Genomic DNA, 19,239 nt, shown 5'->3' on the forward strand with positions numbered 1-19,239 from the left:
TAAGGGGTTTTATGAATAAACGAGAGCAAATTATTACAACAGCACTTAATCTCTTTTATAGCAAAGGCTTACATGCTGTGGGTATTAATGAAATTCTAGCCGTTTCAGGTATCGCTAAAAAAACGCTTTATAATCACTTCGCAAGCAAAGATGAGCTAATACTTGCTTGCTTAGCCACGCGTGATAAAAACTTTAATAATTGGCTAGAACAAGTCTGTGAAAAACAAAGTGCCCTTGACGTTGCTAATGGATTATTTAAAGGGTTAACGAGCTGGTTTAATAGTGCAGTGCCGGAATTGGGCGATTTTAATGGGTGCTTTTTTATAAACGCAGCAGCAGAATATCCACTCGCAGCGCATACTATTGCAATAAAGTGTAAAGCACATAAACAAGCTGTACTTAAAATTATATTGAACGCTTTACTTGCCACTCCTCAGCTAAAAAACAATAAAGCTAAAGCCGAAAATGTCGCACAAACATTATTTATTCTAAAGGAAGGACTTATATGCCAAGCACGTGTCATGCATACTCAACCACTTATTATGCCAAGCACTGCGTTGCTAAAACACATAATACAAAGCTAAAAAAGCGGCTATGTAGCCGCTTTCGAAAGATCAAAATAAATTATAGCTTTTCGAAGTAAAGTGGTTCGCGCTCTTTTTTACCTACTTCATTCATTGTTTCGGCATTGAATAAGCGACCATTGATCATGGTGTAATCTACTTTATCCGAATCTCGAATGTTTTTAAGCGGATCGCCATCTATAACCATTAAATCAGCAAGCTTGCCAACTTCAAGTGAGCCTACGTTTTTATCAAGACCTAGATACTTAGCCGGATCGAGTGTTGAAGCACGTATAGCCTCAAGCGGTGTCATTCCGCCTTGTGCAAACATCCACATCTCCCAGTGTGCACCTAAGCCTTCACGCTGACCGTGAGCACCTAAGTTAACCAAAACACCTAAGTCTTGCAGTTCAGCAGCAACACGTGCGTTATTAAAGTGATTATAGTGATGATCGGGCGCTTTAATGCGGCGCATAGAGCGTGGTAATAATTGATTTTTTGGCACAAATTTACTTAAACGCGGGTGATTCCACACATCAGTTTTATCGTACCAGTAATTTTCACCCCAAATGCCACCATAAGCCACTACAAGCGTAGGTGTGTAACCTACATCACTTTGCGACCATAACTGCTTTATATCGTCGTATATGTGCTCTACAGGGATTGAATGCTCAATACCTGTGTGTCCATCTACAATCATACTTAAGTTATGTTGTAATAATGAGCCGCCTTCTGGTACTACCATCATTTCAAGCATCCGGCCTGCTTCAATAACTTGTTGGCGCTGCTCTCGGCGTGGCTGGTTATACGACTTAACACTAAATGCACCTACTTTTTTAAGGCGCTCTAAATGAAATTTAGCATCGTCTAACGAGTCAATATGCGACGTATAACCTGGCATATTTGCGCCATATAAAATAGTACCCGTTGAGAAAATACGCGGGCCAACAATCATGCCTGCCTTTTGCATTTCGCTTGCGGTAAATATTTCGGAGGTATCGTTTGATGGATCGTGAATTGTAGTTACACCCAGCGCTAAACCTGCAAAGTTTTTCCAGTTTTGCTCAGGTATAATTTCATCACTTGCTTGCGAGCCATGTGCATGAGCATCAACAATACCAGGCATAATAGTTTTACCTGTTACATCAATAACCTCAGCACCTTTAGGAATACTTATATCGCTGGCTGTACCAATTGCTTTAATATGCTTGCCATCAGTGATAATTACACCATTTTCAATTACCTTTTCGCCGTCCATAGTTATAATTTTTGCACCAGTGAGCGCAATCATACCTTTAGGCTCTGCCATTTTTTTACTGAAACCGATATTATCGCCACTTTTCACTTTAAAGTCGGTATCTTCGGCTTTGTTAATAGCAAACATTCCTTCAAGGCTTGCATGATAAAGCTCAGGCCCTAATGTCCAATAAAGTTTGTTGCTCTTTGCACTCCAACTAATGTTTTCACCAGCACGAACCGATAACTGCTCTATTGGAAATTGACTGTCTTTAGGCCCAATATTAATTGTTTTACCACTTTGAACAAACGGCGTTATAAATACTTTAAATCGCTCAGCAAAAGCGAGGTATTGCCCATCTGGTGATACTCTAAATTCTGTCGCATGTTCTGACTCGTACAGTTTACGAACTTTTTTACTTTCAAGCTCTACTACGCTAAGCGTTGGTTTTGGCCAAGGACTCATAATGAAAACACGATCGTTTGCATCTCCAAATTGTGGTTGATAACCACTTTTTGAAATAAGCTCACTTTTACCACCTTTAGCGCTTACGCTATAAACCCCCGGATTAAGTGACCACTTAGGGTTTAAAATACTGCCGCCAGTGGCTTTACGATAAACAACCGTTTTACCATCTGGACTAAACGTTGGCTCTACATACTTGCCTGGCTGCGTAGTAATGGTATCGCCACGGCCACTGCGTGCAGACACAACCTTTACGGACCCTTGCTTGTTATCATCCCATGTGGTGTACACAATTTTTTTACCATCGCGAGAATACTGTGGAAATAATTCGTAATGATCTGTTTGCTTTGTTAAACGCTTAATTTTACCCGACTCTAAATCACGTTTATAAATATGCCCAAGCGCTTCAAAAATTGCCGCTTCGCCATCTGGGCTTACTTGCACATTACGCAGCATTTTTACATCAAACTCATCAGTATCTAAGTTTTGTGTAAAGCGCACCGCTTTTTGAATTTTTTTAGTGGTTTGCACTTTAAAAGGAATGGTTTTTACAGATTTGTCTGCAACATCTAGCTTGTGAATTGTACCACCAGCCCAAAATACCAGTTCTTCATTATCGGGTGTCCATGCAATAGTTGGGTATACACCATGAATAGCCCATGTTTCTTGCATATCTCGCTCAAGCTTATCGTAAAGCTTAGTGTGCTCACCGCTGGTTAAGTCATATAAATACAAGCTAGTTTGAAAGTCATCACGCTTTATATACGCCAGTTTTTTACCATCTGGTGATGGTGTAGGCCTAATAGCACCGCCCATCGTATCGATTACAGTTTCAATTTCACCCGTTTCGCGGTCGTAACGTTTAATTTTATAAATGCCCGCTACAGAATCCTTTGAGTAATGAAAGGTTTTACCGGGTGTTGCATCATGCGAAAAGTATACATAACGACCATCAGGTGAAAACATTGGCTCACCTAAATCTTTTTGATCATTTTCACGTTTTGTAAGCTGAACACCCTTGCCACCGGCTTTGTGGTACAACCACACTTCACCGGCACCTAGTGAACGGCTAGCCGTAAAGTGTTTACGCGCAACTAAGTAGTCGCCATTAGGGCTCCATGCAGGGCTATTTAGTAATCTAAAAGTTTCGTCGGTAACTGCGTGTTGGTTTTCGCCATTTAAGTCCATTATCCAAATGTTATCGCCACCACCTTGATCGGAGGTAAACGCAATACTTTTGCCATTAGGACTAAAGCGTGGTTGCATTTGCCATGCAATATCAGAGGTGAGCTTGGTGGCTGTACCACCACTCATTGGCATAGTGTAAATATCACCAAGTAAGTCAAACACCACGGTTTTACCATCAGGGCTTACATCAATATTCATCCATGTGCCCTGCTCAACGCTAATTGCAGCGTCAACAAATTGCCCCTTAGGTGAATCTACTTGCCATTTTTTTTCGTCTTTTTCAGCGGCATTTACCTGCCCTATCGCTAATGACACCGACAGCGCCAATACTGTATGAAGCATTTTTTTCATGCGTTTCTCTCTTGTTATTGTTGCAGTAAAAACTATTTCACATGATTGCAACAAAAACAAACGCAACTTGCCAGCGTTATATGATAAAGCGCGGTTTATGTAGGTTTAATGCCAAACAATAGGGTCAAATTGATAGTAATTAACTAGCATACTGTAAATTTCAGGATCGTATCGGCGAAGCTCTGCGGGTTTTTCGAGGAAGGTTTCGGTGAGTACAGCAAAAAACTCAGCTTCGTTAGTCGCACCATAGCTGTGAATAACATGCGGCATGCTATAGGCAACATGGCTTTTTAACTGGGTGAAGGCGCGGCTAAATACCCTGCCCCACTCTTTGTAATCTGCTGAGCTTTTTAAAATGGGCGTACCCGTTGTTTTACCTGTTTCTTGATCGAGTTGATGCGCAAACTCATGAAATACCAAGTTATGTCCATCGCTTGGTAAACGATTACCCTCAAGTACATCATGCCAGCTTAAAACGAGTGTGCCGCCAGGCCATGACTCGCCTAGTCTTACCGTATTATGGTAACTCACAAGTCCTGCACTATCGCGAGTTGATTGCGGAGCATAATAAGCACTTGGATATAATAAAATTTCTTTTACATTTCTATATAACGGCCACGGTTTATTAAGTACTAATACACACGCATCGGCGGCAACAATTAACTTCATTGCAGACGTTAGCCTTAAGCCATCACAACCGACAAAGCGTTTTTCGTTTAAAAACCACGTAATATGTCGCTCTAATTTTTCTCTGTCGGCGTCGGTCATTTTTTTATAGATGGGCATGCAACGCAGTAAAATATCTTTTTGCTGCGAATTTAAAGCAAAGTCTTTATATTTACTGCGCCATAATCGGTTTTGAATTGATGGCCAACGCCAGAAAATCACCACAAAAAGAATTAAAACAACAATTAACAGTCCATTTATCATGGGGATTTCCTGAGCTAAGGTATGGTATATAAATATGTCCAGCACACGTGTTTTTCAAGCATACAAGGTTATGTATTTGAATATAAAGTAATTCACATCGCATTGCTTATAGATTACTTATAGATTACTTATAGATTACTTATAAATTGTTTACTGCTTTGCACTGCCGTTACTGATGTGTTTAAAGTTAACCTTTGCAAAAGGTATCAAATGTACCCTGCAATGTGCTTATAAATTTCGCTACGTGCAAACCATCCATTAATGAATGGTGTACATCGATAGCTAAAGGCATTGTGCCTGTGTGTTTATCAAACTGACCAAATACAAATTTAGGAATGCCTAAACTCTGCCCTTCACTAAATGCATGCGAAAACGCACTAAAATTCAGCCACGGCAAAACAGATATATGAATTAAATCAGCCTGCCCTTCTGTTTGAGCAAATGCATCAGAAAATAACGGCTGTAATTTCGCTTTTTTGCTTACGCCACTTGCATGATTTGCAAACTCTTTAAACTCGCCTGTGCTGTTAAAATAACTAAAAACAAACGTATCGTTTTCAGACAACTCAACCACACTTGCGCGAACACTATTAAGTAACCATGGTTGATTATCTATTATACGTAGCATTATTGAATCGTACTCATGGCACGCTTTTAAGGTGCAATATACATACGCTTGAAAAAAAGAAAATTGATTGGTTTTGCAATAGTCGTAAAGTGCTTGAGCATCTAAACGCACACACACATTAAAGTAAGGCTGAGAAAAGTGTTTAAATAATTCAAAGTGTTGCTTTCTAGGCCAATTATCTAAATCGATAGGCTGCATGAGAGAAGTTGAGGGAGTCATAATTTGCCGCACAAAATTAAAAATAAAGTGTACCGCTGTTCAGTAATAATTGCATTAACTTACAGATAAACAAAAGGTGTGCAATTGCACACCTTTATATAAATTCAAACTTAGATTACAGACCGTTTTTAATGATCTCTTGCGCTAATTCGTCGGCAATTAAATGCGTTGATTTTTGCTCTTTTTCGCTACGGGCAAAAATTTCAGTTAACGTATTAAAAATACCTTCAACATGTTTATTAGACGCTGCTGCACTGTAACCTTCTGGCGCTGTTTCGTAATAAACATTAATAATACCACCGGCGTTAATTACGTAATCTGGTGCATATAAAATACCTTTTTCACGAATAACTTCACCGTGACGAGACTCTGCCAGCTGATTATTAGCACAGCCTGCAATAATAGTCGCCTTTAAACGCGGTATCGTTAAGTCGTTAACCGTTGCACCTAATGCACATGGTGCATAAACATCAACGCTTAAGTCGTAAATTTCATCAATACCAACTGCAGTGGCGCCAAAATCATTAACTACACGGTCAATTGCTGCTTGGTTAATATCAGTTACAAACAGTTCAGCACCCGCATCATGTAAATGTTTACATAAACCATAAGCAACAGCACCTAAACCTTGAACGGCCACTTTCACACCTGCAAAATCTTGATGACCACGTTGATGCTGTAGCGCTGCTTTAATTCCTAAAAACGTACCGTATGCTGTAAATGGCGATGGGTTACCACTTTTACCTTCAAGGCCCAGTACGTAATTAGTTTCTTTATTCATAATAGCGACATCAGCACATGTGATATTTACATCTTCTGCTGAGTAATAGCTGCCATTTAATCGCTCTAATTGACGACCAAATGCACGGAATAATTGCTCAGATTTAATTTCTTTTGCATTACCAATAATAACAGATTTACCGCCACCAAATGGTAGGCGCGCTACTGCATTTTTATACGTCATGCCTTTTGATAAACGTAGCACGTCGTAAACGGCATCTTCGTCGTTCGCATAATCCCACATTCTACATCCGCCAACAGCAGGACCTAGATTGGTATTATGTACAGCAATAATTGCTTTTAAACCCGACTCTTCATCAGAACAAAAAACTACTTGTTCATGGTTATCAAATTCAACTCGATTAAACACAGCCACTTAAAATACTCCGAAATAGTTAACCCGTGAGAGGGTATGCGCGCTGGAAATTGACGAGACTTTATCACTTCATATTAGAGTTCGCTACACTCACAGATGATAAAACCGATGAAAACATGACTCTTAGATTAAATAATCAAATTAAAACCTTTATACAGATAAAAAACCCATAAAATCATCATTAGGCAGTTTTAAAAACTGCAAATATAAAAACCACACTAACTTACGTTTACGTGAACGTAATGGCATTGCTATATGTAAAGTTTAATATACAAGTACTAACTGCCCGCTAAGCGCTATATTCTATAGGTTTACAGTAAAAAATGATGATTTAGAACAACTGGTCAGATGTGCAAACCTGATCATAGCTATATCTAAAAAACAAAAAAGCGAGCACCAGGCTCGCTTTTAACAACACAACTTAGGTTATTTTAGCTTGCTATCAAGCTCTTCTATTTTAGCTTTCCAGATTGCAGGGCCTTGTGTATGCGCATTGGCGCCCTCACTGTCTACTGCAACGGTCACTGGCATATCTTCTACTTCAAATTCATAAATAGCTTCCATACCTAAATCTTCAAAAGCAACTACGCGTGCTTTTTTAATCGCTTTAGATACTAAGTAAGCTGCGCCGCCTACAGCCATCAAATAAACAGATTTATGCTCTTTAATAGACTCAACAGTCGCAGGTCCACGTTCAGCTTTACCAATCATGCCTACAATGCCTGTTTTTTCTAGCATCATATCGGTAAATTTATCCATGCGAGTAGCTGTTGTAGGGCCTGCAGGACCAACTGCTTCATCGCGTACCGCGTCTACTGGTCCAACGTAATAAATAAATTTATTATCAAAGTCTACGCCTTTTGGTAAACCTTCACCTGAATTGATCATATCTTGCAGACGTTTATGCGCTGCATCACGACCTGTTAAAATAGTGCCTGAAAGTAAAACGGTTTCGCCCATTTTCCATTCTTGAACATCTTTTTTAGTCAGTGTATTTAAGTCAACACGGCGAGTGCCTTCGCCCACTTCAAATGTTACTTGTGGCCAATCTTCTAGTTTAGGCGCTTTTAAATTCGCAGGGCCAGAACCGTCAAGCGTAAAATGTACATGGCGAGTTGCCGCGCAATTTGGGATCATTACTACAGGTTTTGAAGCAGCATGCGTTGGAGCCGTTTTAATTTTAACATCAACAACCGTTGTTAAACCGCCTAAGCCTTGTGCGCCAATGCCTAACTTATTAGCACGGTCAAAAATTTCTAAACGTAGTTTTTCTTCAGTCGTTTCTGCGCCGCGCTCCATTAGTTCATGGATATCAACCGGGTCCATTAACGACTCTTTAGCCATCACTGCCGCTTTTTCAGCCGTACCACCAATACCTATACCTAGCATGCCTGGCGGACACCAACCAGCACCCATTGTTGGTAATGTTTTTTCTACCCATTCAGCAACGTCATCAGACGGGTTTAGCATAACCATTTTACTTTTGTTTTCAGAGCCGCCGCCTTTAGCTGCAACCATTACTTCTACTTTTCCACCCGCTACTAAATCAATATGCACAACCGAAGGCGTGTTATCTTTAGTATTTTTACGCGTGCCAGCAGGGTCTGCAACAATAGATGCACGTAAAGGGTTATCTGGATTCAAATATGCACGACGAGTACCTTCATCAACCATTTGTTGAACGGTTAAATCTGTTTTATCCCACTTAACATCCATACCTACTTTAACAAAACAGGTAATAATACCGGTATCTTGGCAAAGTGGACGCTTGCCTTCAGCCGACATGCGTGAGTTAATTAAAATTTGTGCAATGGCGTCTTTAGCCGCTTTACTTTGTTCTTTGTTGTAAGCTTTTTCGAGAGCTTGAACAAAATCAAGTGGGTGATAGAACGAAATATATTGCAATGCATCTTCAATGCTATCAATAAAGTCTTGCTGACAAATTGTACTCATAGTGGTTCCTTAAGTTACCGTTACGCGTTGTCGCGTAATCTAAATCAAACCGGTGACGGTGGTTTGCACTGTTTTTTACAGCTTAGTGCTGCCAAAAAATTTGACTTATGATACCCTCCCAGCCCGTTTCGAGCCAGTTCTTAAAGGGGCTGTAAATGCTAAACAATAAAAAAAATTGTATTAAATTAGGCATAACACAAAACTGCATTGACGTTTTTGCGCATTTTTCACATTTGCCTTATGCAATTCTATTAGATTCTGCAAATAGTAATCATATAAACAGCCGTTTTGATATTATTGCCATTGAGCCGCAAAGTACCCTTGAAGTAAAAAATAATAAAAGCTTTTTAAATAATATAGAAAGTAGTGATAACTGCTTTGAAATTATGAATAATGAGCTTTCGCATCTTGATAAAACAAAAGCCGATTACGATTTACCCTTTAACGGCGGCTGGCTTGGCTACTTTGGCTACGACCTAGGCCGTACAATTGAAAACATCCCCACTCGTGCTATTGAAGACATTAATCTTCCCCAAATGGCTATTGGCCTTTACTTAGATGCCCTTATTTACGACAAGCAGCAACAAAGCTGGTTTTATGTATCGCAGCCAAACACCGATCGATTAGCGCTTTATGAGCAATACTTAAATACACACCCTAACTCCCAAGTTAATACGCAGTCCTTTGCCCTAAACAGCGACTGGCAATCAAATATGAGCGAAACGGAATACGCTGCAAAGTTTGCCCAAATTGAGGAGTATTTAAAAAGTGGCGATTGTTACCAAATTAATTTAGCGCAGCGCTTTAACGCTCAGTTTGAAGGCTCCCCTTGGGCAGCTTATATTAAACTGCGTGAGGCAAATAAAGCGCCGTTTTCAAGCTTTATAAATCACCCTCAAGGGGCTATTTTATCAATTTCTCCTGAGCGCTTTATATCTGTAAACAATAACGTTGTAGAAACCAAGCCAATTAAAGGCACACTGCCGCGAAAAGCAGATGCACTAGAGGATCAACGCCAAGCGAAAATACTCGCAGCATCAGCTAAAGATCGCGCTGAAAATGTAATGATTGTTGATTTACTACGTAACGACTTAGGCAAAGTAGCAAAACCAGGCAGCGTTCACGTCCCTTCCCTTTTTGCTATTGAAAGCTTTCCGGCAGTGCATCATTTAGTAAGCACGGTAACCTCAGAACTTGATGAAGGTAAAACAGCGGTCGATCAGCTAAAAGCGGCTTTTCCGGGTGGCTCAATCACCGGTGCGCCCAAAATTAGAGCGATGGAAATAATTGAAGAACTAGAACCACATCGCCGCAGCATTTATTGTGGTTCGATTGGTTATTTAAGTGCATGTGGAAATATGGATACGAGTATTACTATTCGCACCTTGGTGTGCCACAAAGCGCAAATTTACTGCTGGGCAGGTGGCGGAATAGTCGCTGATTCTAAAGTCGAATTGGAATATCAAGAAACTTACGATAAAGTAAATAAAATCCTCCCTTTATTAAAACAGTAGGTCGTTTTGAATAGTGAACACATTATGGCGCGGTTTCTGTTAAGCCCTACAGCTGCGCCAAATCAGTTAAAAGACACACGTAAAAAACGCGCTAGCGCGGTTATGCTGCCAATTATTGATATAGATAACCATGCACATATTTTACTGTGTAAACGCCCTACTTATTTACACCATCACCCTGGGGAGATTTGTTTGCCCGGAGGCAAGTTTGAAGTAAGCGACATTACCCTTCGCACCACAGCACTTCGCGAACTAAAAGAAGAGCTAAATATTGCCCAAAGCAACGTTAATGTATTAGGTCACTTACCTGAGTATTCAACCTTAGCGGGTTTTAATATTAGCCCCTATGTGGGTTTACTCAAAAAAAACACCACCTGGGAAAATGACTATAATGAAGTACAAGCGAGCTTTTTGCTCTCTGTTACTGAATTAAATAACGAAGCTAACTGGCAACCCTTACCTTTTCAACGATTTGGGAAAACGGTTATTTTGCAAGGTTTTAAAACGCCGCATGGTTTACTTTGGGGTGCGACGGCAAGCATTATAAAAAACTTTACAAAACAACTCGCCTTACCAGTTTAAATCTTCGTTATTAGTAGTTACACAATCACAATTCCACGTTATCATGCTCGACCGTTCAAAGAGCAGCTTCGTGCTGATAAAACAAAGTAGAGACACACACATTATGATCAGTGCATTTGATATGTTTAGCATTGGTATTGGCCCTTCGTCATCACACACCGTTGGCCCAATGCGCGCATCACGCTTATTTGTTAATGACCTACAAGAACAACAATTATTAGCAAATGTGACCGATATTAAAGTAGAGCTTTATGGCTCTCTTGGTCAAACAGGTGTTGGCCATGGCTCGGGTAAAGCCGTAATTCTTGGTTTAGCCGGTTACGATCCTGAAACAATTGATGCCGATTTAGTCGACGACATTTTAGCAACCATTGAAAAAGATCAGGTTATTTATCTAAACAAAACACACAAAGCCAAATTCCCAAAACAAGGTGCTATTGTTTTCCATCGTCGTAAAACACTGCCTAAGCATTCTAATGCAATGGAAATTATCGCCTCAAACAACGGCGAAAAAGTTTACAGCAAAGTATATTACTCTATTGGCGGTGGCTTCATTGTTACCGACGAAGAGTTTGAAAACGAAAAACAGGCTGCCCTCGATATTAGAGAAGAAAATCCAGCCCCTTTCCCATTTGGTAGCGCAAAAGAACTACTAGAGATGTGTAAAGAGTCTGGGTTTAGTGTTTCTACCTTGATGATGAAAAACGAAAAAACACTGCGCACTGAAGACGAAGTAAAAGACACATTGTTCCATATTTGGAAAGTAATGATGGCTTGTATTGACCGTGGTATGCGCACCGAAGGTATTTTACCTGGCGGCTTAAAAGTAAAGCGCCGTGCGCCCAGCTTATACTTAAAACTAAATATAGAGGTCAGTAACGACCCGCTTCGTGCAATGGACTGGGTTGATTTATTTGCCCTTGCCGTAAACGAAGAAAATGCGGCAGGTGGCCGTGTAGTTACTGCACCAACTAATGGTGCTGCGGGTATTTTACCGGCTGTGCTTATGTACTATCACACATTTGTGAAAGAAGTAGACCGCGATATAGCCACGCGTTATTTATTAACCGCTGCTGCTATTGGTATTTTATATAAAAAGAATGCCTCTATATCGGGTGCCGAAGTAGGTTGCCAAGGTGAAGTCGGCGTTGCGTGCTCTATGGCTGCAGGCGCATTAACAGAAATTGTTGGTGGCAATGTTGTGCAAGTAGAAAACGCAGCAGAAATTGGTATGGAACATAATTTAGGCCTAACGTGCGACCCCGTTGGTGGCTTAGTACAAGTGCCGTGTATTGAACGTAATGCAATGGGCGCTATTAAAGCAATTAACGCTTCACGTTTAGCTATACGTGGCAGTGGCGAGCAAAAGGTATCGCTTGATAAAGTGATTAAAACCATGCTTGAAACTGGTAACGATATGAAAACTAAATATAAAGAAACCGCTCGCGGTGGATTGGCTGTTAATATTATCGAATGTTAATCAGCTCGCTATAAAAAGAAAAAGCCGCCTATTTTTAAAATAGGCGGCTTTTTTATTATTCGTTTAATGTAGTGACATTATTTAACGGGTAACTCTATATCTGCAAATAACTTATCTACGTCATCTTGGTTACGTAATAAGCTTGCTCGCTCCACGCGCTCTTTAGTTAAATGCGGTGCAAAACGTTCGATAAAATCATACATATAAGTACGTAAAAAACTGCCCTTTCTAAAACCAATTTTGGTCGTGCTAGCTTCAAATAAGTGGCTTGCATCAATACACACTAAATCGGTATCGCTTACTTGATCTATCGCCATTGAAGCAACAACACCAACTCCTAAACCCAGTCGTACGTATGTTTTTATAACATCAGCATCGGTTGCGGTAAATACAATGTGTGGTTCAAGCCCGTGTGCGCTAAACGCTTTATCCAACTCTGAGCGGCCCGTAAAACCAAATACATATGTAATGAGTGGATATTGAGCAATATCAGCAACGGTTAAACTATTTGCCTTTTTAGCCAACGGATGGTCTTTAGCGACAACAATACTGCGATTCCAATGGTAGCAAGGCAGCATAACTAAATCTGAATACAAATGCAGTGCTTCTGTTGCAATAGCAAAATCGGCATCACCGCGTGCTGCAGCATCCGATATTTGCTGTGGAGTACCTTGGTGCATATGAAGCGATACCGCAGGGTATTTTTTCATAAACCCTTGAATTACGTTAGGCAAAGCATAACGCGCTTGGGTATGTGTTGTAGCAATATTTAACTTACCTTGATCAGGTAGCGTATGCTCATTAGCAACGGCTTTAATACCTTCTACTTTAGAGAGTATTTCACGAGAAATATTAATAATATCTTCGCCGGCACCGGTTACATGCGTTAAATGCTTACCACTGCGACCAAAAATTTGCACACCCAACTCATCTTCTAACATGCGTACTTGTTTAGAAATTCCTGGCTGCGAGGTAAATAAACTCTCAGCAGTCGCTGAAACATTTAATTTATGATTTTGTACTTCTACGATGTATCTGAGTTGTTGTAATTTCATGGCTGCAAATTTTAACGTTATTATTCATATTATTTATAAAGGCAATACCGCTTAAAACCAAGTGTTATTTACGTAAAATAGCACTTTAGGTCTTTAGGTGTGCAATTATCTGATTAGAGCTCAAGGCTAGCATAATAAATATGCTTCAGGTAGCGATGATTATTCAGCTTTAGTTTATAAGCCCTTAGGCTTACTGCAGTTTATAAAGAGCTCAACCTATCAATTTTTTGGTATATTTTTTAAGTTAATCGGCGCAAAGCTACCCTGTTAACGTATATTTAATGTAAGATTAAATAATTAGGTTATATATCCGAGAATTACACCATGATCGTTTCTATTATAATAGTGCTTATAGTTGCATTGATTGTGATTGCACTTTGGGTAAGTGCTGTACAACAACACAAAGAAAAACAAGAGGCAGAACGCCGTAAAGAGCTTACAAAACAGAAAGCTATAATAGAAGAAACGGAAGAGGCACTAATGAATAGTGCTAACATCCCCCTTTCTGAAAATCTAATTCGTACATTACAGCGCCGTATTTACGAAGCCTTAAATACAATGGTTACTAACTCGCAAACATCTAAAGCACTTAAAAGCCGCTTAAGTGAAGCAAAAACGCACTTATCTAATCCAGTTCAAGATAATAGCAGTGAAGCTTTAACGCTACCGAGTAATGACAAACAACTTGTAGGCCTAATTCAAGGCATTAAAAAATTACGCTCAATTTTACGCTCTGAACACAGCAAAGGTCGTATTGATAGCCAAGTTTTTGTTTTAGAAGATAAACGTCTCGAAAAACTACAACTGCGTATTAATATTGAAAGCCAAATAAAACGGGGCCTATCTGCCCGTTCAGCAAGTATGGTTGGCTCTGCAAGACAGTACTTTGAAAAAGCGCAGGCAACACTCAGTGCAGTCACCTACTCTGATGAATACGTAACAACAAAACGGCTAGAAGTTGAGGGTTACTTAGAGGCAATTAGTGTTGAACTGAGAGCTTCTAATGCAAGCGCACTTAAAAAGAAAACAGAAGAAGAGCAAGACGACTTAGATATACTGTTTGCTCCTAAAAAGAAATGGTAGTGCTTTTATAAAAGCATTAAAAAAGCCTGCACAAATTAAAATTTGTGCAGGCTTTTTTGTATTTTTGTTAGCTATTAAGACAAAAATGCAAACTTGAAAACAAACAAGGCTGTTAATATCCAAACACTAATACTGACTTGATCTTGCTTACCGCACAAGACTTTAACCGCCGTATAAGATATAAAACCAAGTGCAATACCGTGCGCAATCGAAAACGTTAATGGTGTCATTAGTAATACCACAGTAACAGGAATTGCATCGGTCATATCATCCCAGTTTACAAACTTTAAATTTTGCAGCATCAGAACAGCGACATATAAAATAGCGCCTGCCGTAGCATAAGCCGGTACCATTTGTGCAAGCGGTGCAAAAAACATCATTAGTAAAAAGCAAATGCCTACAACTACAGCTGTTAAGCCAGTACGTCCGCCAACAGATACACCAGCAACCGATTCTATATACGATGTAGTCGTAGACGTACCTAGCATCGCACCTGCAATTGTTGCTGAGCTGTCAGCACTTAATGCGCGCCCTAAACGAGGCATGTTACCTTTTTCATCAGCTAAACCTGCTTTTTGAGTTACCGCAACTAATGTACCCGAAGTATCAAAAAGATCGACAAACAAGAAAGCAAAAATAACACTCATCATTGATATATCAAAAGCGGCTGCAAAATCTAGCTGCATAAAAGTAGGCATTATTGATGGTGGCATAGCCATAACACCGTGATATTCAACAAGCCCCAAACTTAAAGCAATGCCAGTCACTAATAAAATACTAATAAGCACGCCACTTTTAAAATCGCGGTATAAAAGCGCTGCAATTACAAAAAAGCTTAATATAGCCAATAACGGTCCTGGAGAAGTAATGTCGCCCAACTGCACTAATGTTGCCGGGCTTGAGACAATAATGCCTGCATTTTTAAGGGCAATTAATGCTAAAAAAGCACCTATACCCGTTGCGATTGCTCGCTTGAGCACCAGAGGTATGGCATTAATAATCCACTCTCTGACTTTAAATAAGCTTAAAAACAAAAATATACAACCCGACATAAATACAGCCCCTAACGCGGCTTGCCAGGTATAACCCATTCCTAATACGACACCATACGTAAAAAAGGCATTTAGTCCCATACCAGGCGCTAATGCTAATGGATAATTAGCCCATAAACCCATTATAAAACAGCCTATCGCAGCTGCTATACATGTCGCTACAAATGCAGCCCCTTGATCCATCCCAGCCTCTGCGAGCATAGCCGGGTTTACAAATACAATGTATACCATAGTTATAAAGGTAGTTAGGCCAGCAACGCATTCGCGTTTAACTGTTGAATTATTTTCGCTCAGTTTAAATAAGGCTTCGAACATAATAAACTTGTGATAGTAAAAAGTGGCGAGATTTTAACATAAAAATTATCTTTTACAGGACATTTTACCTTGCTATATACTAAACTGTTAGAGTAGTTAAAATAATAAATGAACCAATATGCTTAAAACAACACCTTGTGAGCAAGACTTAGAGCAACAGCTAGATAATATTTTAGGTTTTGTTACTCAACCCGAAAATACCTCTGTGCCCGTTGATAATAAAAAAGATGAGCAAAGTACGTTAAATAAAGCCCTATATTATTTAAAAAATAATCAAGCTCCATTGGCTGCAAAATGGATGCGACTTGCTGCAATGGCGGGAAACCATAGAGCACAGTTTTATTTAGGTTTATTTTTTGTGAAAGGTGAAGGCGTGCCACAAAGTGTATTTCATGCTGTAGCTTGGTTAAGCTTAGCAAGTAGCCAAGGGTACGCCCCTGCCACTGCAGCGGTTACAGATATACGCAAACATATCGAAACTAAGCGATTTAAAGATGCTCAGTGTTATGCGGCAAGTTTGTACGAACAAATCCACCAACTCCAGTTTTCTCATATGATCCCTCGCACGAGTGAAAACACATAAGCTAGCTATGGCAGAAGTACTGTATGCAGTGTAAAAAAATACTGTATATGGTTACAAAGATAATCCTATACAGTATAAAACCCCAAAATGAAGACACTACGAAAAAAATTATTTTTAGAATACCTTCTCAAAAACAACCCTATAACAACCTGATTAATAAAGAATTATAAATTAAAAAATAAAAACAATGATCAAAAGCTGAATAACTGTACAAATAAATAGCATAAAAGGCTTGCACGAAAGCACTGTATAAACTACTGTATATGAATACTGTATAAAAACCCAGTGAGTGAAATTATGTTACAGCCTATTACCGTAAGAACAGTTAAAAGTTACCAACAAGATGAGCAAAGCGATTGCGTGAATTTGATTCAAATTGAAGATGAAATTTCAGCGACCTTTGAGCTTTTAAAAGTATTACACCAATACAATAGCTCTAATGCATGGACGTTACTAATTGCTCCAGATCACGTACCTAGCAAAGCTTTACTTGACTCATGCTCTATTGATACAAGTAAATTACTTGTTATTAGACAGAAGCACCTAGTAAATTTAGAGTATGTATTAAATTCTGCATTACATAACGGAAACTTTGCAGCGGTAATTACCTGGACCGATATAGTTAATAACCAACTACTTACGAATTTATCGTTCGATTTAAGTAAAACGAATACAAAACTATACTGTTTTACTAAAAAGTCTCAAACAACAGAGATATCACTCGCCCAATAAGCTTGTTAAACTAATGTTTTAGACTTTGTATTATTATTATGACTTCACTCAATACCACATTATGTTTTTGCAGCAGTGGGCACAATTATGCTGATTGCTGCGAGCCGCTTCACTTATCTGTTAAGCAAGCTGATTCTCCTGAACAACTTATGCGCTCACGATTCAGTGCTTATGTTATTAAAAATGCAGAATATGTTTATCAAACCTACGCAAAAGAAAAACAAGCTGAAAATCCGGTTAAAGAAATCAATGATTTTGCTAACAGCTGTCGATTTATAAATCTTGATGTAATTGGGTCAAGCCATGATGGAGATACCGGCACTGTAGAATTTAAAGCCCAATATTTTTATCAAAACTTATTTTGTGAGCTCCACGAAAAATCGCAGTTTATTAAAGAAAACACTCAATGGCGTTATTTAGATGGCACTATATATCCTGTTGAAGATATTAAAGTGGGCAGAAATGATGACTGCCCATGTGGTAGCAATAAAAAGTACAAAAAATGTCATAGCGTGTAATAAATAATCTTATTTAATATTTATCACCTACAAGGTGTTTTTAAGTGGCAAAGTGATTTATTAGCTAGCTAAACTTAAAAACACACTTGGTTACGACCTTGCATTTTGGACTCATACATTTTTTCATCTGCGATCTGCAAGGTGTTTTTGTTATTTACGTACGGTTGTAGGGTTGCACCGCCAATACTAATAGTCACAAAGTCATATTCTGAATATCTGTGTAATATTCCTAAATCGACCACATTTTGTTTAATTTTATCAGCAACACAAATCGCACCTTCAGTGCTTGTATGCGGTAAAACAACTACAAACTCTTCGCCGCCGTAACGCGCAACAAAATCGGTTGGCCTTTGCAAACTATTAGTAATAGTTTGTGCAACAAGGTTTAAAACCGTATCGCCTTGCACATGACCATAAAGATCGTTGTATTGCTTAAAGTAGTCTATATCGATGAGTAATAGTGCATAGTCGACTTTTTCTCGTAAGGCGCTTCGTTCCATTTTAGAAAAATGCGCATCAAAATAACGACGATTGAATACCTTTGTTAAATCATCTAGAAATACTTTTTGATTGAGTAAGTCATGTTGAAGTTTCATCGTAATATGGGCGCGCACTCTTCTATATAAAGTTTCCGAGTTAGTTGGTTTCTTTATAAAATCTACAGCTCCGGCTTCCCAGCACTCTTCTTCTTGATTTTCAGATGAGGTTACAAAAATAACGGGGATATCTTGTGTTTCAGATATATTTTTTAATTTTAGACATGTTTCAATACCACTCATTCCTTCCATATTAATATCGAGTAGTATTATATCTGGCGGATTATGTTTACAAATTTCAATCGCATCCTCACCACAGCTCGTTGTTGTTACACTAAAATGCTCTGATAATATTTTTTTTAATACAATTAAGCTTAATAGCTGATCGTCAACGACAAGTACCTTAGAGCTCTTTAAGCTTAATTTCAATTGGTGGTCAGAGTAATTTATCGGCATGGTACAACTGTTTTGTTTTTTTTATTAAACACACCCTATATCACTACATTTTGTTATGCAAATGTTAACAAAGTAAAATTCTACTTATTGGTTACTAATAAAAATGATTTATGGTGAATCTTTAATGCATAAAAACAAAAAATGAGCCACTTGGGCTCATTTTAAAACTTCGAACACTTAATTAAATTAAGTGTTATTCGTCATCATCTAAATCTAACTGTTGACGTTGTGCAGGTCGAGCTAAAATCTCTACATAGAAAGAGGTCAAACCTTGCTTTTCAATTTCGCCAATTTGGTTACTTAATTCAGCAACGTGCACAACTTGCGCATCTTCAGCTGTGTTACCAAACTTACAGTCAAATGCCCAATAGTCAGCATCTTCAGGTAGCGTTTTATTACGCTCTCTTTTCAAATATTTTTTCACTTCGTGCTTTGCAGCATCAACCATACGAGGGTATTTGATTTTCTCGTGATTTAGCGTGAATGTTTTCTTCATTACGTTCCTAATTACCTTGGTTTAATGATAATGGCATTTCATGTCATACCATTTGACGCCATTATAGCAATTGCATTTAATTTTTGGATGCTTTTTTTTCATTAAATCAATTATTAGCAAATATATAAAGCAGACCCGTTATAAAGC

The 19,239-nt window shown here is 38.9% G+C and carries 17 protein-coding genes; 8 read left to right on the forward strand and 9 right to left on the reverse strand.

Annotated elements, in window-relative coordinates; translation table 11 throughout:
- Positions 1-11 precede the first annotated feature (11 nt).
- Positions 12-584, forward strand: a complete 573-nt coding sequence (locus tag I6F45_RS12165) for a TetR/AcrR family transcriptional regulator (protein ID WP_197142471.1) — start codon at positions 12-14, stop codon at positions 582-584.
- Between the two features lie 40 nt (positions 585-624).
- Here the strand turns inward: I6F45_RS12165 and I6F45_RS12170 are convergent, their stop codons facing one another.
- The 5 genes from I6F45_RS12170 to I6F45_RS12190 all read right to left on the reverse strand — a co-directional run bounded on the left by I6F45_RS12170 (position 625) and on the right by I6F45_RS12190 (position 8,690).
- A complete protein-coding gene (locus I6F45_RS12170) occupies positions 625-3,804 on the reverse strand; it encodes an amidohydrolase family protein (RefSeq protein WP_165740297.1) in 3,180 nt (1,059 codons plus the stop codon).
- Positions 3,805-3,909: 105 nt separating this feature from the next.
- Positions 3,910-4,734, reverse strand: a complete 825-nt coding sequence (locus tag I6F45_RS12175) for a M90 family metallopeptidase (RefSeq protein ID WP_002961680.1) — start codon at positions 4,732-4,734, stop codon at positions 3,910-3,912.
- 187 nt (positions 4,735-4,921) lie between these two features.
- Positions 4,922-5,560, reverse strand: coding sequence for a CatA-like O-acetyltransferase (locus I6F45_RS12180; RefSeq protein ID WP_165728271.1), 639 nt, complete (start codon positions 5,558-5,560; stop codon positions 4,922-4,924).
- A 136-nt stretch (positions 5,561-5,696) separates the two neighbouring features.
- Complete coding sequence (locus I6F45_RS12185) at positions 5,697-6,737, reverse strand: Leu/Phe/Val dehydrogenase (RefSeq protein WP_165728212.1); 1,041 nt, start codon at positions 6,735-6,737, stop codon at positions 5,697-5,699.
- A gap of 426 nt (positions 6,738-7,163) precedes the next feature.
- Complete coding sequence (locus tag I6F45_RS12190; protein ID WP_007583843.1) at positions 7,164-8,690, reverse strand: fumarate hydratase; 1,527 nt, start codon at positions 8,688-8,690, stop codon at positions 7,164-7,166.
- Positions 8,691-8,845: 155 nt separating this feature from the next.
- Here I6F45_RS12190 and pabB point away from each other — a divergent pair, with 155 nt between their 5' ends.
- From pabB to I6F45_RS12205, 3 genes are all read left to right on the forward strand, one after another.
- Complete coding sequence (pabB, locus tag I6F45_RS12195; protein WP_165728211.1) at positions 8,846-10,204, forward strand: aminodeoxychorismate synthase component I; 1,359 nt, start codon at positions 8,846-8,848, stop codon at positions 10,202-10,204.
- A 6-nt stretch (positions 10,205-10,210) separates the two neighbouring features.
- Positions 10,211-10,786: an NUDIX hydrolase gene (locus I6F45_RS12200; RefSeq protein ID WP_197160636.1), complete on the forward strand. Its 576-nt coding sequence runs from the start codon at positions 10,211-10,213 to the stop codon at positions 10,784-10,786.
- Between the two features lie 103 nt (positions 10,787-10,889).
- On the forward strand, positions 10,890-12,266 hold the full coding sequence (locus I6F45_RS12205; RefSeq protein ID WP_010555091.1) for an L-serine ammonia-lyase: 1,377 nt from the start codon (positions 10,890-10,892) through the stop codon (positions 12,264-12,266).
- 77 nt (positions 12,267-12,343) lie between these two features.
- Here the strand turns inward: I6F45_RS12205 and cysB are convergent, their stop codons facing one another.
- Entirely contained in the window at positions 12,344-13,321 is a 978-nt protein-coding gene (gene cysB / locus I6F45_RS12210; RefSeq protein WP_002961670.1) for an HTH-type transcriptional regulator CysB, read from the reverse strand.
- A 324-nt stretch (positions 13,322-13,645) separates the two neighbouring features.
- On the opposite strand from cysB, the gene I6F45_RS12215 reads away from it, so the two are divergent.
- Positions 13,646-14,404, forward strand: a complete 759-nt coding sequence (locus I6F45_RS12215) for a hypothetical protein (protein ID WP_007583833.1) — start codon at positions 13,646-13,648, stop codon at positions 14,402-14,404.
- 74 nt (positions 14,405-14,478) lie between these two features.
- Here I6F45_RS12215 and I6F45_RS12220 read toward each other — a convergent pair whose 3' ends face one another.
- Positions 14,479-15,771: an NCS2 family permease gene (locus I6F45_RS12220; protein ID WP_010555089.1), complete on the reverse strand. Its 1,293-nt coding sequence runs from the start codon at positions 15,769-15,771 to the stop codon at positions 14,479-14,481.
- A gap of 118 nt (positions 15,772-15,889) precedes the next feature.
- Between I6F45_RS12220 and I6F45_RS12225 the strand changes: the two genes are divergently transcribed.
- The 3 genes from I6F45_RS12225 (at position 15,890) to I6F45_RS12235 (ending at position 17,604) form a co-directional block, all read left to right on the forward strand.
- Positions 15,890-16,354: a tetratricopeptide repeat protein gene (locus tag I6F45_RS12225; protein WP_007583707.1), complete on the forward strand. Its 465-nt coding sequence runs from the start codon at positions 15,890-15,892 to the stop codon at positions 16,352-16,354.
- Between the two features lie 297 nt (positions 16,355-16,651).
- Positions 16,652-17,086: a SulA-like leucine-rich domain-containing protein gene (locus I6F45_RS12230; protein WP_007583705.1), complete on the forward strand. Its 435-nt coding sequence runs from the start codon at positions 16,652-16,654 to the stop codon at positions 17,084-17,086.
- Between the two features lie 38 nt (positions 17,087-17,124).
- Entirely contained in the window at positions 17,125-17,604 is a 480-nt protein-coding gene (locus I6F45_RS12235) for a YchJ family protein (protein WP_010555087.1), read from the forward strand.
- A gap of 74 nt (positions 17,605-17,678) precedes the next feature.
- On the opposite strand, the gene I6F45_RS12240 is transcribed toward I6F45_RS12235, so the two are convergent.
- A complete protein-coding gene (locus I6F45_RS12240) occupies positions 17,679-18,596 on the reverse strand; it encodes a GGDEF domain-containing response regulator (RefSeq protein ID WP_024598317.1) in 918 nt (305 codons plus the stop codon).
- A gap of 193 nt (positions 18,597-18,789) precedes the next feature.
- Positions 18,790-19,092: a DUF6172 family protein gene (locus tag I6F45_RS12245; protein ID WP_002961433.1), complete on the reverse strand. Its 303-nt coding sequence runs from the start codon at positions 19,090-19,092 to the stop codon at positions 18,790-18,792.
- Positions 19,093-19,239: the final 147 nt, after the last annotated feature.

The sequence above is a fragment of the Pseudoalteromonas sp. SWYJZ19 genome, from assembly GCF_015864375.1.
GTDB classification, from domain to species: domain Bacteria; phylum Pseudomonadota; class Gammaproteobacteria; order Enterobacterales; family Alteromonadaceae; genus Pseudoalteromonas; species Pseudoalteromonas arctica.

Bases quoted from the DNA above. Each gene is read 5' to 3' on its own strand.
- I6F45_RS12165 (WP_197142471.1), top strand. From the start codon at position 12: ATGAATAAACGAGAGCAAATTATTACAACAGCACTTAATCTCTTTTAT.
- I6F45_RS12170 (WP_165740297.1), bottom strand. From the start codon at position 3,804: ATGAAAAAAATGCTTCATACAGTATTGGCGCTGTCGGTGTCATTAGCG.
- I6F45_RS12175 (WP_002961680.1), bottom strand. From the start codon at position 4,734: ATGATAAATGGACTGTTAATTGTTGTTTTAATTCTTTTTGTGGTGATT.
- I6F45_RS12180 (WP_165728271.1), bottom strand. From the start codon at position 5,560: ATGCAGCCTATCGATTTAGATAATTGGCCTAGAAAGCAACACTTTGAA.
- I6F45_RS12190 (WP_007583843.1), bottom strand. From the start codon at position 8,690: ATGAGTACAATTTGTCAGCAAGACTTTATTGATAGCATTGAAGATGCA.
- pabB (WP_165728211.1), top strand. From the start codon at position 8,846: ATGCTAAACAATAAAAAAAATTGTATTAAATTAGGCATAACACAAAAC.
- I6F45_RS12205 (WP_010555091.1), top strand. From the start codon at position 10,890: ATGATCAGTGCATTTGATATGTTTAGCATTGGTATTGGCCCTTCGTCA.
- cysB (WP_002961670.1), bottom strand. From the start codon at position 13,321: ATGAAATTACAACAACTCAGATACATCGTAGAAGTACAAAATCATAAA.
- I6F45_RS12215 (WP_007583833.1), top strand. From the start codon at position 13,646: ATGATCGTTTCTATTATAATAGTGCTTATAGTTGCATTGATTGTGATT.
- I6F45_RS12220 (WP_010555089.1), bottom strand. From the start codon at position 15,771: ATGTTCGAAGCCTTATTTAAACTGAGCGAAAATAATTCAACAGTTAAA.
- I6F45_RS12225 (WP_007583707.1), top strand. From the start codon at position 15,890: ATGCTTAAAACAACACCTTGTGAGCAAGACTTAGAGCAACAGCTAGAT.
- I6F45_RS12230 (WP_007583705.1), top strand. From the start codon at position 16,652: ATGTTACAGCCTATTACCGTAAGAACAGTTAAAAGTTACCAACAAGAT.
- I6F45_RS12235 (WP_010555087.1), top strand. From the start codon at position 17,125: ATGACTTCACTCAATACCACATTATGTTTTTGCAGCAGTGGGCACAAT.
- I6F45_RS12240 (WP_024598317.1), bottom strand. From the start codon at position 18,596: ATGCCGATAAATTACTCTGACCACCAATTGAAATTAAGCTTAAAGAGC.
- I6F45_RS12245 (WP_002961433.1), bottom strand. From the start codon at position 19,092: ATGAAGAAAACATTCACGCTAAATCACGAGAAAATCAAATACCCTCGT.